The sequence below is a fragment of the Teichococcus wenyumeiae genome (assembly GCF_003696345.1).
Taxonomy (GTDB): Bacteria; Pseudomonadota; Alphaproteobacteria; order Acetobacterales; family Acetobacteraceae; genus Pseudoroseomonas; species Pseudoroseomonas wenyumeiae.
In genome coordinates, this window is sequence record NZ_RFLX01000007.1 from 64,799 (window position 1) to 80,314 (window position 15,516).

The 15,516-nt window shown below is 69.7% G+C and carries 17 protein-coding genes; 7 read left to right on the forward strand and 10 right to left on the reverse strand.

Translation table 11 applies throughout. The features are described 5' to 3' along the window. Positions 1-30: 30 nt before the first annotated feature. Positions 31-879, reverse strand: a complete 849-nt coding sequence (locus tag EBE87_RS11440; protein WP_158611645.1) for a MurR/RpiR family transcriptional regulator — start codon at positions 877-879, stop codon at positions 31-33. Positions 880-1,067: 188 nt separating this feature from the next. Between EBE87_RS11440 and EBE87_RS11445 the strand changes: the two genes are divergently transcribed. Together EBE87_RS11445 and EBE87_RS11450 are read left to right on the forward strand one after the other, a co-directional pair. Beyond that, positions 1,068-2,168, forward strand: a complete 1,101-nt coding sequence (locus EBE87_RS11445; protein ID WP_120640368.1) for an LLM class flavin-dependent oxidoreductase — start codon at positions 1,068-1,070, stop codon at positions 2,166-2,168. A gap of 2 nt (positions 2,169-2,170) precedes the next feature. Then, positions 2,171-2,701 carry a 2'-5' RNA ligase family protein gene (locus tag EBE87_RS11450; RefSeq protein WP_120640367.1) on the forward strand — a complete coding sequence of 177 codons (531 nt, stop codon included), beginning with the start codon at positions 2,171-2,173 and terminating at the stop codon, positions 2,699-2,701. On the opposite strand, the gene lptM is transcribed toward EBE87_RS11450, so the two are convergent. Together lptM and argH are read right to left on the reverse strand one after the other, a co-directional pair. Then, on the reverse strand, positions 2,670-2,798 hold the full coding sequence (gene lptM, locus EBE87_RS30300) for an LPS translocon maturation chaperone LptM (RefSeq protein ID WP_267898250.1): 129 nt from the start codon (positions 2,796-2,798) through the stop codon (positions 2,670-2,672). The two genes, EBE87_RS11450 and lptM, sit on opposite strands and share 32 nt — an antisense overlap. Continuing rightward, positions 2,795-4,195, reverse strand: a complete 1,401-nt coding sequence (argH, locus tag EBE87_RS11455) for an argininosuccinate lyase (protein ID WP_120640366.1) — start codon at positions 4,193-4,195, stop codon at positions 2,795-2,797. Before argH ends, lptM begins: the two co-directional genes overlap by 4 nt. Before the next feature lie 99 nt (positions 4,196-4,294). Between argH and EBE87_RS11460 the strand changes: the two genes are divergently transcribed. Together EBE87_RS11460 and EBE87_RS11465 are read left to right on the forward strand one after the other, a co-directional pair. Further along, the gene (locus EBE87_RS11460) at positions 4,295-4,756 is read left to right on the forward strand and encodes a TlpA family protein disulfide reductase (protein ID WP_120640365.1); all 462 of its coding nucleotides are present in this window, start codon (positions 4,295-4,297) and stop codon (positions 4,754-4,756) included. A gap of 66 nt (positions 4,757-4,822) precedes the next feature. Further along, positions 4,823-6,223, forward strand: coding sequence for an amidase family protein (locus EBE87_RS11465; RefSeq protein ID WP_120640364.1), 1,401 nt, complete (start codon positions 4,823-4,825; stop codon positions 6,221-6,223). Here the strand turns inward: EBE87_RS11465 and EBE87_RS11470 are convergent. The 3 genes from EBE87_RS11470 to phaR all read right to left on the reverse strand — a co-directional run bounded on the left by EBE87_RS11470 (position 6,220) and on the right by phaR (position 8,602). Next, positions 6,220-7,281 carry a TRAP transporter substrate-binding protein gene (locus EBE87_RS11470; RefSeq protein ID WP_158601020.1) on the reverse strand — a complete coding sequence of 354 codons (1,062 nt, stop codon included), beginning with the start codon at positions 7,279-7,281 and terminating at the stop codon, positions 6,220-6,222. The genes EBE87_RS11465 and EBE87_RS11470 overlap by 4 nt on opposite strands. Positions 7,282-7,420: 139 nt before the next feature. After that, positions 7,421-7,855 carry a helix-turn-helix domain-containing protein gene (locus EBE87_RS11475; RefSeq protein ID WP_120640362.1) on the reverse strand — a complete coding sequence of 145 codons (435 nt, stop codon included), beginning with the start codon at positions 7,853-7,855 and terminating at the stop codon, positions 7,421-7,423. 138 nt (positions 7,856-7,993) lie between these two features. After that, a complete protein-coding gene (gene phaR / locus EBE87_RS11480) occupies positions 7,994-8,602 on the reverse strand; it encodes a polyhydroxyalkanoate synthesis repressor PhaR (RefSeq protein WP_120640361.1) in 609 nt (202 codons plus the stop codon). Between the two features lie 416 nt (positions 8,603-9,018). Between phaR and EBE87_RS11485 the strand changes: the two genes are divergently transcribed. The 3 genes from EBE87_RS11485 to ctrA all read left to right on the forward strand — a co-directional run bounded on the left by EBE87_RS11485 (position 9,019) and on the right by ctrA (position 12,597). After that, entirely contained in the window at positions 9,019-10,260 is a 1,242-nt protein-coding gene (locus tag EBE87_RS11485; protein WP_122139998.1) for an alpha/beta fold hydrolase, read from the forward strand. Between the two features lie 61 nt (positions 10,261-10,321). Continuing rightward, the gene (locus EBE87_RS11490; protein ID WP_120640577.1) at positions 10,322-11,494 is read left to right on the forward strand and encodes an acetyl-CoA C-acetyltransferase; all 1,173 of its coding nucleotides are present in this window, start codon (positions 10,322-10,324) and stop codon (positions 11,492-11,494) included. Positions 11,495-11,844: 350 nt separating this feature from the next. Beyond that, positions 11,845-12,597, forward strand: coding sequence for a response regulator transcription factor CtrA (gene ctrA, locus EBE87_RS11495; protein WP_120640578.1), 753 nt, complete (start codon positions 11,845-11,847; stop codon positions 12,595-12,597). 115 nt (positions 12,598-12,712) lie between these two features. Here ctrA and EBE87_RS11500 read toward each other — a convergent pair whose 3' ends face one another. The 4 genes from EBE87_RS11500 to EBE87_RS11515 are packed head-to-tail and all read right to left on the reverse strand — an operon-like array spanning position 12,713 to position 15,511. Continuing rightward, positions 12,713-13,531, reverse strand: coding sequence for a CheR family methyltransferase (locus EBE87_RS11500; RefSeq protein WP_120640579.1), 819 nt, complete (start codon positions 13,529-13,531; stop codon positions 12,713-12,715). Next, entirely contained in the window at positions 13,528-14,613 is a 1,086-nt protein-coding gene (locus EBE87_RS11505; protein ID WP_233553430.1) for a protein-glutamate methylesterase/protein-glutamine glutaminase, read from the reverse strand. The genes EBE87_RS11500 and EBE87_RS11505 overlap by 4 nt, the downstream gene beginning before the upstream one ends. Next, the gene (locus EBE87_RS11510; protein ID WP_233553431.1) at positions 14,610-15,005 is read right to left on the reverse strand and encodes a response regulator; all 396 of its coding nucleotides are present in this window, start codon (positions 15,003-15,005) and stop codon (positions 14,610-14,612) included. Before EBE87_RS11510 ends, EBE87_RS11505 begins: the two co-directional genes overlap by 4 nt. A gap of 8 nt (positions 15,006-15,013) precedes the next feature. Continuing rightward, positions 15,014-15,511, reverse strand: coding sequence for a chemotaxis protein CheW (locus EBE87_RS11515; protein ID WP_120640581.1), 498 nt, complete (start codon positions 15,509-15,511; stop codon positions 15,014-15,016). Positions 15,512-15,516 lie beyond the last annotated feature (5 nt).

Genomic DNA, 15,516 nt, shown 5'->3' on the forward strand with positions numbered 1-15,516 from the left:
CCCGGAGGATGGAAGCGCTGCAACGTTTCGCTACCAGCCCAGGGGGTCGAAATCGGCGAAGGGGGTGGTATCCGCCGGGCGCATGGGTGGCGCCGCCAGGATATTGGCCAGGGCCAGGGCGGGCGACAGCGCGGGCAACTGCCCCGCCGCCGGCGGCGGCAGCGGGAAGCGCAGGCTGCCGGGCGGCGCGGCCTCCCAGTCGCCCAGCAGCAGCGTGGCGCAGCCCGCCTGCCCCGCCGCCGCCGCCAGCGAGGCCCCCGGCCCGCCCCCCGCCGTGTCCAGCGCCACCAGCACCACCGCATCGTCGGCGGAGGCGGTGGCCAGTTGCCGCCGCGCCACCTCCGGCGCCGCATCCAGCAGGACCACCGGGCGCTGCCGCCGCGTCAGCAGCCAGCGCAGGTGCCAGGCCACGGCCCGCCCGGGCTCGTCGGCGCCAATCCAGACCAGCCGAGCCGCCACCAGCCGCGCGGTCGCGGCTTCCAGCTCAGCGGCGGGCAGGCGTTCCAGCATGGTCTGCAGCCCCGCCATTTCATGCGCCACCACGGCGCGGGCGGGGTCGGCCCCGGTGCCGCGTGGCGACAAGGCGCGGTGCAGCAGCGAGGTGCGCGAGGTGACGCCCCGCGCGCGGTCGAAAACAGCGGCCTTGAAGACGCGCTGCATCTCCCGGAAGCCGTCATAGCCCAGGCTCTTGGCCAGCCGCACCAGGGCCGAAGGATGCGCCTGCACATGCCCCGCCAGCACGCGCAGCGGCGCCAGGGCCACCTCGTCCGGGTTGGCGGCGCAGTATTGCGCGATGCGCTGGAACTGCGGGCTGAGGCCTGGCCCACGTTGCTCCAGCAGGGCCAGCAGGTTGGGCAGCGTATCAGGTGGCAAGAGCATGTCCGAAAGGATGGCAACCAATGTTGCCGCTGCGCTCCTGCAGTTCGCAACATTTTTTGCCATCACGGCTCGCCGCATTCTTTGTTGCTGGCGGGAGCGGCCCCGCCTTAGCATCCGCCCTTGCCGGCATGATGGCCCGCCAGAAGGCCCGGGCGGCACAGCATGAACCACACGGGAAGGATGACCCCATGAAGCTCGGCCTGTTCATGATGCCGCTGCACCCTGCCGACCGCCCCCTGCGGGACACCCTGGCGGAGAACACCGAAAAATCCCTGCTGGCGGAGGAACTGGGCTTCGAGGAGCTCTGGATCGGCGAGCATTTCTCGGCCACCACCGAGCCGATCTGCTCGCCGCTGATGTTCCTGGCCTCGCTGCTGCCGCAGACCAAGCGGATCAAGATGGGTACCGGCGTGATCAACCTGCCGAACCACCACCCCGCCATTGTGGCCTCCGAGGTCGCGCTGTTCGACCACATGAGCAACGGACGGCTGCTCTTCGGCATCGGCCCCGGCGGGCTGGCCAGTGATTTCGAGCTGTTCGACAACGAGGACCCGCAGAAACGTGGGGAGCGGATGCTGGAAAGCATCGACACCATCCTGCAACTCTGGACCCAGGACCCGCCCTATCGCGTCAGCGGCAAGTACTGGGACCTGAAGCTGTCCGAGGCCATCGTGCCGGACCTCGGCATCGGCTACCTGCGCAAGCCGCTGCAACAGCCGCATCCGCCCATCGCCATGTCGGCCATGAGCCCCTTTTCCGGCAGCGTGAAAACAGCGGCCATGCAGGGCTGGAGCCCGATCAGCGCCAATTTCATCCCGGAATACAGCGTCGCCAGCCACTGGAAGAAATACCTGGAAGGCTGCGCCGCCGTCGGCCGCACGCCCGATGGGCAGGACTGGCGCGTGGCCCGCAACATCGTGGTGGCGCCCACGGATGAGGAAGCGCGGGAGCGCGCCTTCAGCACCGCCGGCAGCAACCATTACTACTACCGCTACCTTTGGGAAGTGCTCCGGCGCGGCAACTATTCCATCGCCATCAAACCGGACCCGAAGATGGACGACAGCGAGGTGACGGTGGAGATGCTGATCGAGGCTACCGTTATCCACGGCAGCCCGGAGACCGTGACGCGGAAGCTGGCCGGGCTGCGGGAGCGCATCGGCCCCTTCGGCACGCTGTTGATGGCCGGCATGGACTGGAGCGGCCCGAACCGGGAATGGGAACGGGACAGCATGCGCCTGCTGGCCCAGGAGGTGATGCCCGCCCTGCATCGCCAGACGGTGCCCGCCTGAGCATGGATGAAGCGCCGCTGATCCTGACGCTTGGGTTGGACGCGGCCTCCTTCACCCGGCTGGATGCGCTGCGCCGCGCGCATTTCCCGCCGGAGCGGAACTACCTCTCGGCGCATCTGACGCTGTTCCATGCCCTGCCGGGCGCGATGCTGGCGGAGATCTCGGCCAATCTGGAAACGCTGGCGGCTGGCACGCCGCCGCCGGCGCTGCACTTCGCCGGCTTGCGCAGCCTGGGGCGTGGCGTCGCCTTCACGGTGGAAAGCCCGGCCCTGGTGCGGTTGCGCGGATTGCTGGCCAGCGCCTGGCACGGGCTGCTGGGGGCGCAGGACCGCCAGGGCTTCCGCCCGCATGTGACGGTGCAGAACAAGGTGGAGCCCGCCGCCGCCCGCGCCTTGCTGGCGGAATTGGAGAACGACTTCACCTCCTGGGAGGGCCAGGGGGTGTCGCTGCTGCTCTGGCATTATCGCGGCGGCCCCTGGGAGCCCGCCGGGACTTTTGCGCTTACCGGCTCGGATAAACCCGCGGGTAGGTGATGTCCTCCGGCGGGCCGGGCGGACGCACCGGGCCGGGGCGGCCGCAGGCGGCCAGCAGGGCCGCCACCGCCAGCAGGGTGAGGATGCCGCGCGTCATGCCAGCCGCTCCCGCCATTCCGCCGCCATGCGGCGCACATTCACCGGCGCCGTGCCGCCGTAGGAAGTGCGGGAGGCGACCGAGGCCTCCACGCTCAGCACCTGGAAGATGCCGTTGTGGATGCGCGGCTCCTCCGCCTGCATTTCTTCGAGTGTCAGCTCGGAGAGATCCATACCCCGCGCCTCGGCCTTGGCCACGAGGTGGCCGGTGACGTGGTGGGCATCGCGGAAGGGCATCCGCAGCTCCCGCACCAGCCAGTCGGCCAGGTCGGTGGCGGTGGAGAAGCCGGCGCCGGCCGCTTCCCGCAGCCGGGCGGCGTCGGGCTTCATGTCGCGCACCATGCCGGCCGTGGCGGCCAGGGCCAGGGCCATGGTCTCGGCGGCGTCGAAGATGCCTTCCTTGTCTTCCTGCATATCCTTGCCATAGGTCAGGGGCAGGCCCTTCATCACCGTCATCAGCCCGACCAGCGCGCCGGCCACGCGGCCCACCTTGGCGCGCACCAGCTCGGCCGCGTCCGGGTTGCGCTTCTGCGGCATGATGGAGGAGCCGGTGGTATAGGCATCCGACAGCTTCACGAAGCCGAAATACGGGTTGGTCCAGAGCACCACCTCCTCCGCGAAGCGGGAGAGATGCGTGGCGCAGATGGCCAGCGCCGCCAGGAATTCCATGGCGAAGTCGCGCGAGGCCACGGCATCCAGGCTGTTGCGCATCGGGCCGTCGAAGCCCAGCGCATGCGCCGTCATGTGCCGGTCGATCGGGAAGCCGGAGCCGCAGAGGGCGGCGGCGCCCAGCGGCGACTGGTTCATGCGCGCCCGGCAATCGCCGAGGCGGGAGCGGTCGCGCCCCAGCATCTCCACATAGGCCAGCAGGTGGTGGCCGAGCGTCGTCGGCTGCGCCGGCTGCAGGTGAGTGAAGCCCGGCATCACGGTGGCGGCGTGCTCATCGGCCCGCTCCACCAACGCCTGCATCAGGTCGGCCAGCTGCTTGTCGAGGCCGTCGATGGCATCCCGCACCCAGAGGCGCACGTCCAGCGCCACCTGGTCGTTGCGGCTGCGGGCGGTGTGCAGGCGCTTGCCGGCCTCGCCGATCCGCTCCGTCAGGCGGGCCTCGATATTCATGTGAATATCCTCCAGCGCCTCGCTGAAGGGGAATTCGCCGGCCTCGATCTCGGCGCCGATGGCGGTCAGGCCTTCCTTGATCGCGGCCTCGTCATCGGCCGAGATGATGCCTACATGGCGGAGCATGGCGGCATGGGCCAGGCTTCCGCGGATGTCCTGCCGCCACATCTTGCGGTCGAAGCCGATGGAGGCATTGATGGCCTCCATGATGGCGGAGGGTCCGCCGCTATAACGGCCGCCCCACTGCTGGTTGCCCTGGCTGCGCTGCTGTGTGGACAAGGAAGGATATGCCTCGTGTTGCCGATCGGACGCCGCCCGCTTCTCTCGTCGCTGGCTGCTGGGGCGACCCTAACCACGCTGCTTCCGGCACGGCAAGGGATGGCAGCCACCAGCAAGCTCACGCCGAGCGATCCGAAGCCGCTTCCGCCGCTGAATTTCACCGATGCCGAGGGCAAGCCCTATGACCTCGGCGCTTTCGCCGGGCAGGCGCTGCTGGTCAATCTCTGGGCCACCTGGTGCGCCCCTTGCGTCAAGGAGATGCCGGCGCTGGACCGCGCGCAAGAAGTTTTGAAGGCGGAAGGATGGACGGTGCTGCCCCTCTCCTCCGACCGTGGCGGCAGGCCGCAGGTGGAAGGCTTCTACCAGCGCACGGGCCTGAAGAACCTGGGCATCTGGCTGGACCCCAAAGGCGAATGCGCCCGTGCCGTGAAGGCGCGCGGCCTGCCCACCAGCCTGATCGTGGACCGGGAGGGGCGCGAGGTGGCGCGGCTGGAAGGCGAGGCCGAATGGGACGCCCCCGCCATGCTGGAGGCGCTTCGTAATCTTGTGAAGGGCGGTTGACCTCACCCCTCGACGGATGATGCTTCCCAGGGGACACTGACGCTTCAGCTTCTGGGACTCCGCAGCATGACCGATTTCTGGCGCCTGACCGCGACCGAGACCGCCGCCCGCGTCGCCGCCCGCGACATCTCGGCGCGCGAGGTGACGCAGGCGGCGCTGGATCGGCTGGCGGCGGTGAACCCGGCCATCAATGCCGTGGTGCAGGAAATGCCGGAGGAGGCCCTGGCCGCCGCCGATGCGGTGGACGCCGCCATCGCGCGCGGCGAGAAGCCCGGGCCGCTGGCGGGGGTGCCCGTCACCATCAAGGTGAACGTGGACCAGAAGGGCTTCGCCACCACCAACGGGCTGCGCATCCAGGCCGAGCTGATGGCCACCGAGGACAATCCGGTGGTCGCCAATTTCCGGCGGGCCGGTGCCGTCATCATCGGCCGCACCAATACCCCCGCCTTCTCGCTGCGCTGGTTCACCCGCAACGGGTTGCATGGCCATACCCGCAACCCGCGCGACCCTTCCCGCACCCCCGGCGGCTCCTCCGGCGGTGCGGCGGCGGCCGTGGCGGCGGGCATCGGCGCCATCGGGCATGGCACGGATATCGGCGGCTCCGTCCGCTACCCTGCCTATGCCTGCGGCATCCATGGGCTGCGGCCGACACTGGGCCGCGTGCCGGCCTGGAACCCCTCGGGGGCGGAACGCGCCATCGGCGCGCAGCTGATGGCGGTCTCGGGCCCCCTCGCCCGCTCCATCGCCGATATCCGCCTGTCGCTGGAAGCCATGGCGGCCGAGGACCTGCGCGACCCCTGGTGGGTGCCGGCGCCGCTGAACAGCGGCCCCTATCCGAAGCGCGCCGCCCTTTGCGTGCGGCCGGAAGGGCTGGACACCAAGCCGGAGGTGGAGCGCGCCCTGCGCGACGCCGCCCTGCGCCTGCAGGCCGCCGGCTGGAGCATCGTGGAAACCACCTGCCCGCCGCTGCGCGCCCCGGCGGCCTTGCAGGCGCTGCTCTGGCTGGCCGAGAACCGCCGCACCGGCGGCGAGGCCCTGCGGCGGGAAGCCGACCCGGATGCCGCCTTCGTCTTCGCGCAGATGGAGGCACTCTGCCCTAACGCAGATTTCCCCGCCTTCCAGGATGCCTTGCAGGCCCGCGCCACCTATACCCGGCAGTGGCAGCTTTTCCTGAAGAACTACCCGGTGCTGCTGACGCCGGTTTCTTCCGAGCTGCCCTTCCCCGACCTGCTGGACATCGAATCGCCCGAGGCCTTCCGCCGGGTGATGGAGGCGCAACTGGTGCAGGTCGGCCTGCCGCTGATGGGCCTGCCTGGCCTGACGGTCGCCACCGGCGCGGTGGATGGCGTGCCGGTGGGCGTGCAGCTGATCGGCGGCCGCTACCGTGAGGACGTGCTGCTGGATGCCGGCGCCATCATCGAGGCCGGCGGTCCCATGATCGAGGTGGCGGAGCCGGCGCCGCTCTAGGGCGCGCCCATCGGACGCTGCGCCTGCCCGCCTGACGCCGGGCCCGCTTCGGGCAGGAAGATGCGCACCAGCGGCGCCAGATAGGTGTTCCAGGCCTGGCGGCAGCCCTCGCCGCAGCGGGCGATCCAGCCTGGGATCACCGCCTCGGCCAGCAGGCGCCGGCGCACCGCCTCATCCTGCGGCGAGATGGCGTCCCAGCGCATGGAACCGGGCGTGCCAGACTGGCAGCTTGGGCGGCCGGCATTGCAGAGGAAGCCATCCTCCGTGTCCTGCCCGGCGGCGGCCCAGACCGCCAGCTCCAGCCGCGCCAGCCCCCGCCGCAGCACCTGCTGCGCCTCGGCGGGCAGCGCCTCCCAGGCATGGACATTGGCGCCGAAGACCGAAAGGCCCCAGGAGATCGCCATCGGGTGCATCTGCTGCGTCAGCCGGTGCAGCCCCAGCTGGTTGCCGCTGAGCGAGCCTGTGATGGTGCAGTCGATCCGCCCTTCCCGCAGCTCGGCCGCCTGCTTGGCGAAGGGTATCTGGACCGCGATGGCCCCCAGCGCCTCCATGGCATCCGCCTGGCTGGGGTTGGAAACACGGACCCGGCGGCCGCGCATGTCCTCCAGCCGCGGCAGCGGCTGGGTGCAGAACAGGATCTGGGCCGGGTAGGCATAGATGGCCAGAACCTCCACCCCGTACTGCTGCTTCAGAACGGCGGTCAGATGCGGGCGATAGACCTGCACCACCCGCCGCAGGGTGCTCAGCTCGGGCGCCAGCATGGCCAGGTTCGGGGCTGCCAGCTCCGGCTCATCGCTCCCCACCAGGCTCAGCAGCGCGGTGCCGAAGGGCGTCACGCCCAGGCGCATCAGGTGCAGCATGTCCTGCCCCCGGATGCCGCTGCTGTCGAAGGGCACGATATCGGCCTGGAGCTTGCCGTCGCTGATGCGCGGCAGCTCTTCCCGCCAGAAGGGGCGCTCGTACTGCTCGTAGAGCCGCACATCGGCCAGGCTGCCGACCACCTGCAGGCGGAGCGGCGGGGCCTGCGCCCCGGACGGCCCGGCCAGCAGTGCGGCCATGAGGCACCCCGCCACCAAACGCAAAAGGCCGCGGCGCCTGGGCGGCTCCGGCGGGAAAGGGTGCATCGTCACCGTGGCAGGATAAGGCAGCGCCACGGGCAGGCAAGCTCTTCCTGGCCCTTCTCCGGGCCAGGAACCCTCAGTCCAGCGTCCGGCTCTGGGACTGGGCGGCCAGGGCACGGGCCATCTGGCTCAGCGCTTCCTGATGCTTTTCGTTGTCGATCAGCACGAAGTTGCGCGCAAGTTCGAGGCACATGCGCTGGCGCTGGCCGAGCGGCTGCGCCTGCCCGTCCTGTTCCAGTCCCTCGAAGAACCAGGCCACCGGCACGCCGAGCACGATGCCGATCTCGAACAGCCGCCCGGCCGAGATGCGGTTCATGCCGCGCTCGTACTTGTGGGCCTGCTGATAGGTCACGCCAATCATGGTGGCGAGCTGCTGCTGTGAGAGCCCGAGCATCAGCCGCCTTTCGCGGATGCGGGCGCCCACGTGCCGGTCCGCATTGCGGGCGCGGGTCGTCGGTTTGTCCTGGTCGTCTTCTGCCACGGAAGGGGATGCGGCGATCTGGTCAGCCATGCTCCGCCTGTATTCGGTGTTCATCATCAAAGCTAGATGGGATTTCGTGTTCTGGCACGAGGCCCTCACCGACAGTACCCACGTGAACAATGCGTGAGGCCCTGAACTTCACGCAAGATCGAAAGCAACGAAGGGGCCTCATCCCGGCTCATTTCCCGCGCCTTCGCGCAGCCGGGCCAATTGTTCCCTGGCCGTGGCCAGCTCGGCGCGCAGCCGCTCCAGCTCGTCCTGGTCGCGGGAGGAGGACGGATTGGCCTGGTCCTTGCGCGGGAAAGGGCTGAAGAGGCTCATGGCGCGCTCCATCATGGCCATGTTCTGCTTGCCCACCTCCTCCAGCCCGCCGAAGGGGTTGAAGCCGCCCATGGCCTGCTCCACCGACTGGCGCATCTGCTCCTGCTGCCGGGCGAAGCTGCCCATGGCGAATTCCAGGTAGCGCGGCACCAGGGACTGCACGCTGTCGCCGTAAAGCCCGATCAACTGGCGCAGGAAGGGGATGGGCAGCAGGTTCTGGCCCTTGGATTCTTCCTCGACGATGATCTGGGTCAGCACGGCGCGGGTGATGTCATCGCCGCTCTTGGCGTCATAGACCGCGAAGTCGCGGCCCGCCCGCACCATGGCGGCCAGATCCTCCAGCGTGACGTAGGACGAGGCCTCGGTGTTGTAGAGGCGGCGGTTGGCGTATTTCTTGATCACCACCGAAGGCAGTGCCTGCTCGCCGCCCGCCTGTCGTTTCGCCTGCTCGGCCATGACTTTCCGCCCTTCTTCTTCGCGCCCTCGCTGCGCCACGGAATAGGCTAGCACGCGAAATGATGCGCTGCGAACCAACTGTAGGCCTCCTGCGGCGTTGCCGCAGCGCCAGGCACCGCGCGGCTGGACAAGCGGGCCTGTCCGCCGGACAAGGACGCGCATGGAAGGGCCGAAGGACATGCCGGGCTCCGAGCCCGGCGAGCTGGAAAGGCTTGCAGAGGATTGGATCGCCCTGTGGCAGAGCGAGGTCGCGGCCATGGCCGCCGACCGGGAACTGGCCGAGGCCTGGGCCGGCTGGGCGGCGGCGGCCACCGGCTGGCGGCACGGCGTCATGACCGGGCGTCCCCCGGCCATGCCTCCCATGCCGACGCCCGCCTGGCCGCTCTGGCCGCCGGTCGCGATGCCGGGCACCGCCCATGACCGCCCCGATGCTGCGGCGCGGCCCGCGCCCCCTGCCCCTGCACCTGAGCCTCGCCCTGACACGGGGCATGGCGGCGCTGACGATACCGCCGCCCTCCGGCGAAGACTGGAGCAACTGGAACAGCGGCTGGCCGATCTCGAAGGCGGGGCGAGCGGAGGCGGAGCGGATCGGCGCCGCCCTCGCCGCCGGGCGCCATCCGCCTGAAGCCTTCCGTGCCGCCGTGCTGCGGCGGCTGGCCCGGGAAGACCGGGAGCTGATCGCCGGCATCGCCGCCTATCGCCGCCACCCCTGGCAGCGGGAAGCGGCCGAGGTTCCCGTGGTCTGGGAAGAAGGCGGCTCCCGCCTGCTGGATTTCGGCGGCACGGGCACGCCGGTGCTGGTGGTGCCTTCCCTGGTCAACCGCGCGCAGGTGCTGGACCTGCTGCCGGGCCATTCCATGCTGCGCCACCTGGCTGCCCGGGGCTGCCGCGTGCTGCTGCTGGACTGGGGCTGGCCTGGCGAGGTCGAGCGCCGCTTCACCCTGACGGATTACATCGCCGGGCGGCTGGAACGCGCGCTGGCGGCACCGCCGGTGGCGGCGCTGGGGCCGGTGGCGCTGGTTGGTTATTGCATGGGCGGGCTGCTGGCCCTGGCCGCCGCGCTGCGCCGGCCGGAGCGGGTGCGCGCCCTGGCGCTGCTGGCCACGCCCTGGGACTTCGCGGCAGGCGGCGCCGAGGCGGCAGAGCGTGCCCGCGGCCTTGCCGCCCTGCTGCCAGGGCTGGAGCCGGTGCTGCAGGCCACGGGCAGCCTGCCGGTGGATGCCATCCAGTCGCTCTTCGCCATGCTCGACCCCTGGGCCATTGCCCGGAAGTTCCGCGCCTTCGCCCGGCTGGACCCGGCCAGCCCGCGCGCGGTGCAGTTCGTGGCGCTGGAGGACTGGCTGAACGACGGCATCCCCCTTGCCGCCCCGGTGGCGCGGGAATGCCTGGGGGGGTGGTATGGCCGGAACGAGCCGGGCTCCGGCTGCTGGCGCGTGGCCGGGGCGGTGGTGGACCCGGCGGCGCTGGCACTGCCCACCTTCCTGGCCATTCCGGAATCAGATCGAATCGTGCTACCGGCTTCCGCCTTGGCCCTGGCGGCACGGATGCCGGCCGCCCATGTCCATATGACTCCCGCCGGGCATATCGGCATGGCGGCCGGCGGAAAGGCGGAAGCCGCGCTCTGGTCGCCGTTGCTGCGCTGGCTGGCGGACTTGTAGGCAACCCTTGCGGCGGCGCACACTGTGCCGGCCCAGCACGGCCAGAGGGAGTATCAGAAGAATGACCGAGATCGTCATCGCATCGGCGGCTCGCACACCCGTGGGCGCCTTCAATGGCGCCTTCGCCAATCTGTCGGCCCATGCACTGGGCACCGTCGCCATCCAGGCCGCGCTGCAGCGCGCCGGTGTCGAGGCCGGTGAGGTGGACGAGGTGATCCTCGGCCAGGTTCTGGCGGCCGGCTCCGGCCAGAACCCGGCACGCCAGGCGGCCGTTGCCGCCGGCATCCCGGTGGAGCGCACCGCCTTCGGCATCAACCAGCTCTGCGGCTCCGGCCTGCGCGCGGTGGCCCTGGCGGCGCAGCAGATCGCGACAGGCGATGCCAGCATCGTGGTGGCGGGCGGCCAGGAGAGCATGACCCAGGCGCCGCATTGCGCGAACCTGCGCGCCGGCCAGAAGATGGGCGACCTCGCCTTCGTGGACACCATGATCCGCGACGGGCTCTGGGACGCCTTCCAGGGCTACCATATGGGCGTGACGGCCGAGAACGTGGCCGAGAAGTTCCAGATCACCCGCGACGACCAGGACGAATTCGCCTTCAACAGCCAGCGCAAGGCGGGCGAGGCGATGGCGGCCGGCCGCTTCGCCGACGAGATTGCGCCCGTGACGGTGAAGACCCGCAAGGGCGAGACGGTGGTGGGCACCGACGAATACCCGAAGCCCGAAACCTCCCGCGAGATCCTGGCCAAGCTGCGCCCGGCCTTCGACAAGAGCGGCACGGTGACGGCGGGCAATGCCAGCGGCATCAATGACGGTGCCGCCGCTACGGTGGTGATGAGCGCGGCCGAGGCCGCGCGGCGTGGCATCACCCCCCTGGCGCGCATCGTCTCCTGGGCCACGGCGGGGGTGGACCCCTCCATCATGGGAACCGGTCCCATTCCGGCCAGCCGCAAGGCGCTGCAGAAGGCGGGCTGGACCATCGCCGATCTCGACCTGATCGAGGCCAACGAGGCCTTCGCCGCTCAGGCCTGCGCGGTGAACAAGGAAATGGGCTGGGACAAGACCAAGGTGAACGTCAATGGCGGCGCCATCGCCCTGGGCCACCCGATCGGCGCTTCCGGCGCCCGGGTGCTGACCACGCTGCTGTACGAGATGCAGCGCCGCGATGCCCGCAAGGGCTTGGCCACACTGTGCATCGGCGGCGGCATGGGCGTGGCGCTCTGCGTCGAACGCTGAACCGCTTCATCAGCCAGACCCGGGCCGGCCAGCAGATCCTGGCCGGCCTTTTTCATGTCATGGCCGATCCGACAAATCGTCTTATTAATGATAAATTTCTGAGTCTTTGCCTAAACTTTGCAGGTCCAGAGATTTACAACCATGAGGCGAGTTCATTGGCGAGGCAGTAGGTTCTTCGTTCTTTCCAGCAATATCAGGCGCTATGGCTCTGATTCACCATGATGCATTGCCAGAATGTATATCATTTTTAGACTTAGTATTTTTCTTAATACGATCTGTGAGCGAAAAACCTCTTCATCACTCGCCTTATGGTGGTATCAATACAATCACTGATTGAGGGGAAGATGAAAATGAGGACACTCCTGGTTGAAGATGATCTGACCACCGCCCGCGGGGTCAGCATGATGCTCAAGGCCGCCTCCATGATGGTGGATGTCGCCAGCACGGGAGAGGAGGCGCTGGAGCTCGCTGCTCTCTATGACTACGACATCGTCATCCTGGACCTGATGCTGCCGGACATGGAGGGCTACGAAGTGGTCCGCCGCCTGCGCGGCAACCGGGTGGAAACGCCGGTTCTGATCCTGTCCGGCCTTTCCCGCCCGCAGGCCAAGGTGAAGGGCTTCGGCATGGGCGCCGACGACTTCATCACCAAGCCCTTCGACCAGCAGGAACTGCTGGCCCGCATCCAGGCCATTGTCCGCCGCGCCAAGGGCTTCAGCCAGCCGACGCTGTCCGTGGGCCCGCTGACCCTCAACCTCGGCTCCCGCGAAGTGCGGGTGGATGGGCGCGATGTTCACCTGACCGGCAAGGAATACGCCATCCTGGAGCTGCTGACCCTGCGCAAGGGCCTGGTGCTGACCAAGGAAGTCTTCCTGAACCACCTCTATGGCGGGATTGACGAGCCGGAAGCCAAGATCATCGACGTCTTCATCTGCAAGCTGCGCAAGAAGCTGGCGCAGGCCGGGGCTGGCGAGCTGATCGGCACCGTCTGGGGCCGTGGCTATGTGCTGCGGGACCCCGCCAGCCTCGCCAACCGCTATGGCATGCCGGAAGTCGCCGCCGCCGTCCTTGCCAGCCCCAGCCCGCTGCACGCCGTGGCCTGACGTCACCCCTGCCCCGCCGCCCCGATGCGCGCTGGCCCACCAAGGGCCGGCGCGCATCACGCCGTGATTCCTGCGCTTCCCCTCTCGCGCGGATCACGGCAGCGGCGCGGCGGGCTCAGCCCGCCATGCGCGTTGCCGCAGGCGCCAGGGCATAGGCACCACGCTCACCCATCACCGCCGCCAGACGGTCAGTCAGGCCCAGCACCGTTTCCGCACCGCCCAGATACATCACGCCATCCGCCGCCATCTGCGCCGCCAGGGCATTCAGCACCCGCCCCTTGGTCTGCGGGTCAAAGTAGATCAGCACATTGCGGCAGAAGACGATGTCGAACCGCCCCAGCATGCGGTGATCCACCAGCAGATTGCGTTCCTCGAAGCGCGTCATCTCCCGCAGCGCTGGCTGCACGCGCCATCTGCCGCCTTCCTGCCGGAAATACTTCACCAGCATCTGCACCGGCAGGCCGCGCTGCACCTCGAACTGCGTGAAGCTGCCCTCCCGCGCCCGCTCCACCACCTCTCGTGACAGGTCGGTGCCCAGGATCTCGGCATTCCTGATGCCCAGCTCCGCCAGGATCATGGCCACCGAATAGGCTTCCTGCCCGGTGGAACAGGCGGCCGACCAAATTCGCAGCCTGTGGTCCGGCGCGCGCGCCGCCATCAGCTTGGGCAGCAGCCGCCTGAGATGGTCGAAGGGTTTTCCGTCCCGGAAGAAGCTGCTTTCGTTGGTGGTCAGCGCTTCCGTCACCGCCCGTGCCAGTGCCTCCGCGCGCGGGTCGCGCAGCTTCAGCGCCAGCATGTCCAGGCTGGCGATGCCGTCCTGCTTCAGCAGCGGCGCCAGCCGGGTCTCCAGCATGTATTCCTTGTCGGGCGTCAGCACGATGCCCGAACGCGCCTTCACCAGCGCGGCGATCGAGGCAAATCCCTCGGCGTTCATGTCGCTCCCCCAGCCGGGTCGAATTGTCCCATCACCCGCTCCGCCAGTTGCTCCGGCGGCAGCAGCACTTGCGCCAGGCCGGCCCGCGCCACCGCGCCCGGCATTCCCCAGACGACGCTGCTAGCCTCGTCCTGCGCCACGACGGTGCCGCCGGCGGCGGCCACCGCCTTGCAGCCCAGCATCCCGTCCGAGCCCATGCCGGTCAGGATCACCGCCGTCACCCGCCCCTCGCAGGCGCTCACGACGCTCCGCAGCATCGGGTCCACCGCCGGGCGGCAGAAATTCTCCGGCGGGCCGGAATTCAGCCGGGCCACCAGCGCGCCGCCGGTATTCTCCACCAGCAGGTGCCGGTCCCCTGGCGCCAGATAGATGCGGCCGGGCTGCAGCACCTCGCCATCCCGCGCCTCGGCGGCGGGCGGCCCGCCCAGGCGGCTGAGATGATCCGCCAGCATGGCGGTGAAGCCCGCCGGCATGTGTTGCACCACCACCAGCGGCACCGGCAGCGGCCCTCGCAGGGCGCGCACGAAACCCGCCAGCGCCTGCGGCCCGCCGGTGGAACTGCCCACCGCCACCACCTTCGGCCTTGGCCCGGCACCGGCGGGCCGCCGCGCCACCCGGGCGGCAGGCGCGGCCAGCGGCACTGACGCCCGCATCCGCGCCCAGCCCTTCACCTTGGCCAGCAGTTCCGCCTGGAAGGCCGGGTCCCGCACGCCTCCGCCAGCGGCGGAAGGCTTCGGAACGTAGTCGGCCGCGCCGGCCCGCATGGCGGCCTTGGTGGCCTCCGCCCCCCGCTGGGTCAGCGCGCTGGCGACGATCACCGCCAGCTTCGGCTGCGCCTTCAGCAGCAGCGGCAGCACCGTCATGCCATCCATCACCGGCATTTCCAGGTCCAGCAGCATCACGTCGGGCCGCTGCGCGGCGGGCAGCGCCTCCAGCATCTCCAGCGCCTGCTTGCCATCCCCGGCACGGCCGACCACCCGCACCTGCGGGTCGGATTCCAGCACGCGGCCCATGGCGGTGCGGGCGGTGGGGCTGTCGTCGCAGAGCATCACCCGCACCGGAACGCCGGCCTGGGGCATCATGCTTCGGATTCTTCCGGCACCAGTCCCAGTTGCGCCAGCTTGCCGCTCAGGATCGCATCGTCGAAGGGCTTCATGATGTATTCCTGCGCCCCGGCTTCCAGCGCCATGACGATGCGCTCGAACTCGCTCTCGGTGGTGCAGAGCATGACCAGCGGCTCTTCCGTCCCGAACTCCGCCCGCGCCGCCTTCAGGAATTCCAGCCCGTTCATCACCGGCATGTTCCAGTCCAGCAACACCAGCCGGGGCAGCGCGGCGCGGCAGGCCACCAGGGCCTCGGCGCCGTCGCCGGCCTCGCGCACGCTGAAGCCATGCCGTTCGATGATGCGGCGCGCGGCCTTGCGCACCACGCGGCTGTCATCGACCACAAGGATATCGCCTGTGCCTTGCATCATCCCCTCCCTCAGCCGATCGCCAGGATGCGGTCGACATCCAGCATGATCAGCAGGCGGTCGCCCTGCCGGTGCACGCCGCGAGAAACCTCGCGCCAGACGCTGTCCAGCGTCGGCGGATTGCCGGCCAGACCCTCCGCCGGCAGCGGCACCACCTCGCCCACGGAATCGGAGAGCAGGCTGTAAAGCTCGCCCCCCTGCTCCACCACCACGCTCATCGGCGGCGGGCTGCCGGCGGGGCGGTTGGGCAGGCCCAGCCGCCGCCGCAGGTCGATGGCAGTGACGATGCGGCCGCGCAGGTTCAGGCTGCCGGCCACCTCGGGCGGCGCCAGCGGCACGCGGGTGATGGCCTGGGAGGCCAGGATATCCCGCACCGCCAGCACCGGCACGCCGCAGAGCTGGCCGGCCACCGTCAGCGTCAGCACCATCTCGGCGGCCGCATCGGCCACGGTTGGCGCACCGGGCAAGGTTCCAGGCAGCGTGCAGGACGCACGCGCTTCGGACTGCATCACGT

Bases quoted from the DNA above. Each gene is read 5' to 3' on its own strand.
- EBE87_RS11440 (WP_158611645.1), bottom strand. From the start codon at position 879: ATGCTCTTGCCACCTGATACGCTGCCCAACCTGCTGGCCCTGCTGGAG.
- EBE87_RS11445 (WP_120640368.1), top strand. From the start codon at position 1,068: ATGAAGCTCGGCCTGTTCATGATGCCGCTGCACCCTGCCGACCGCCCC.
- EBE87_RS11450 (WP_120640367.1), top strand. From the start codon at position 2,171: ATGGATGAAGCGCCGCTGATCCTGACGCTTGGGTTGGACGCGGCCTCC.
- lptM (WP_267898250.1), bottom strand. From the start codon at position 2,798: ATGACGCGCGGCATCCTCACCCTGCTGGCGGTGGCGGCCCTGCTGGCC.
- EBE87_RS11460 (WP_120640365.1), top strand. From the start codon at position 4,295: ATGGCAGCCACCAGCAAGCTCACGCCGAGCGATCCGAAGCCGCTTCCG.
- EBE87_RS11465 (WP_120640364.1), top strand. From the start codon at position 4,823: ATGACCGATTTCTGGCGCCTGACCGCGACCGAGACCGCCGCCCGCGTC.
- EBE87_RS11470 (WP_158601020.1), bottom strand. From the start codon at position 7,281: ATGGCCGCACTGCTGGCCGGGCCGTCCGGGGCGCAGGCCCCGCCGCTC.
- EBE87_RS11475 (WP_120640362.1), bottom strand. From the start codon at position 7,855: ATGGCTGACCAGATCGCCGCATCCCCTTCCGTGGCAGAAGACGACCAG.
- phaR (WP_120640361.1), bottom strand. From the start codon at position 8,602: ATGGCCGAGCAGGCGAAACGACAGGCGGGCGGCGAGCAGGCACTGCCT.
- EBE87_RS11485 (WP_122139998.1), top strand. From the start codon at position 9,019: ATGACCGCCCCGATGCTGCGGCGCGGCCCGCGCCCCCTGCCCCTGCAC.
- EBE87_RS11490 (WP_120640577.1), top strand. From the start codon at position 10,322: ATGACCGAGATCGTCATCGCATCGGCGGCTCGCACACCCGTGGGCGCC.
- ctrA (WP_120640578.1), top strand. From the start codon at position 11,845: ATGAGGACACTCCTGGTTGAAGATGATCTGACCACCGCCCGCGGGGTC.
- EBE87_RS11500 (WP_120640579.1), bottom strand. From the start codon at position 13,531: ATGAACGCCGAGGGATTTGCCTCGATCGCCGCGCTGGTGAAGGCGCGT.
- EBE87_RS11505 (WP_233553430.1), bottom strand. From the start codon at position 14,613: ATGATGCCCCAGGCCGGCGTTCCGGTGCGGGTGATGCTCTGCGACGAC.
- EBE87_RS11510 (WP_233553431.1), bottom strand. From the start codon at position 15,005: ATGATGCAAGGCACAGGCGATATCCTTGTGGTCGATGACAGCCGCGTG.
- EBE87_RS11515 (WP_120640581.1), bottom strand. From the start codon at position 15,511: ATGCAGTCCGAAGCGCGTGCGTCCTGCACGCTGCCTGGAACCTTGCCC.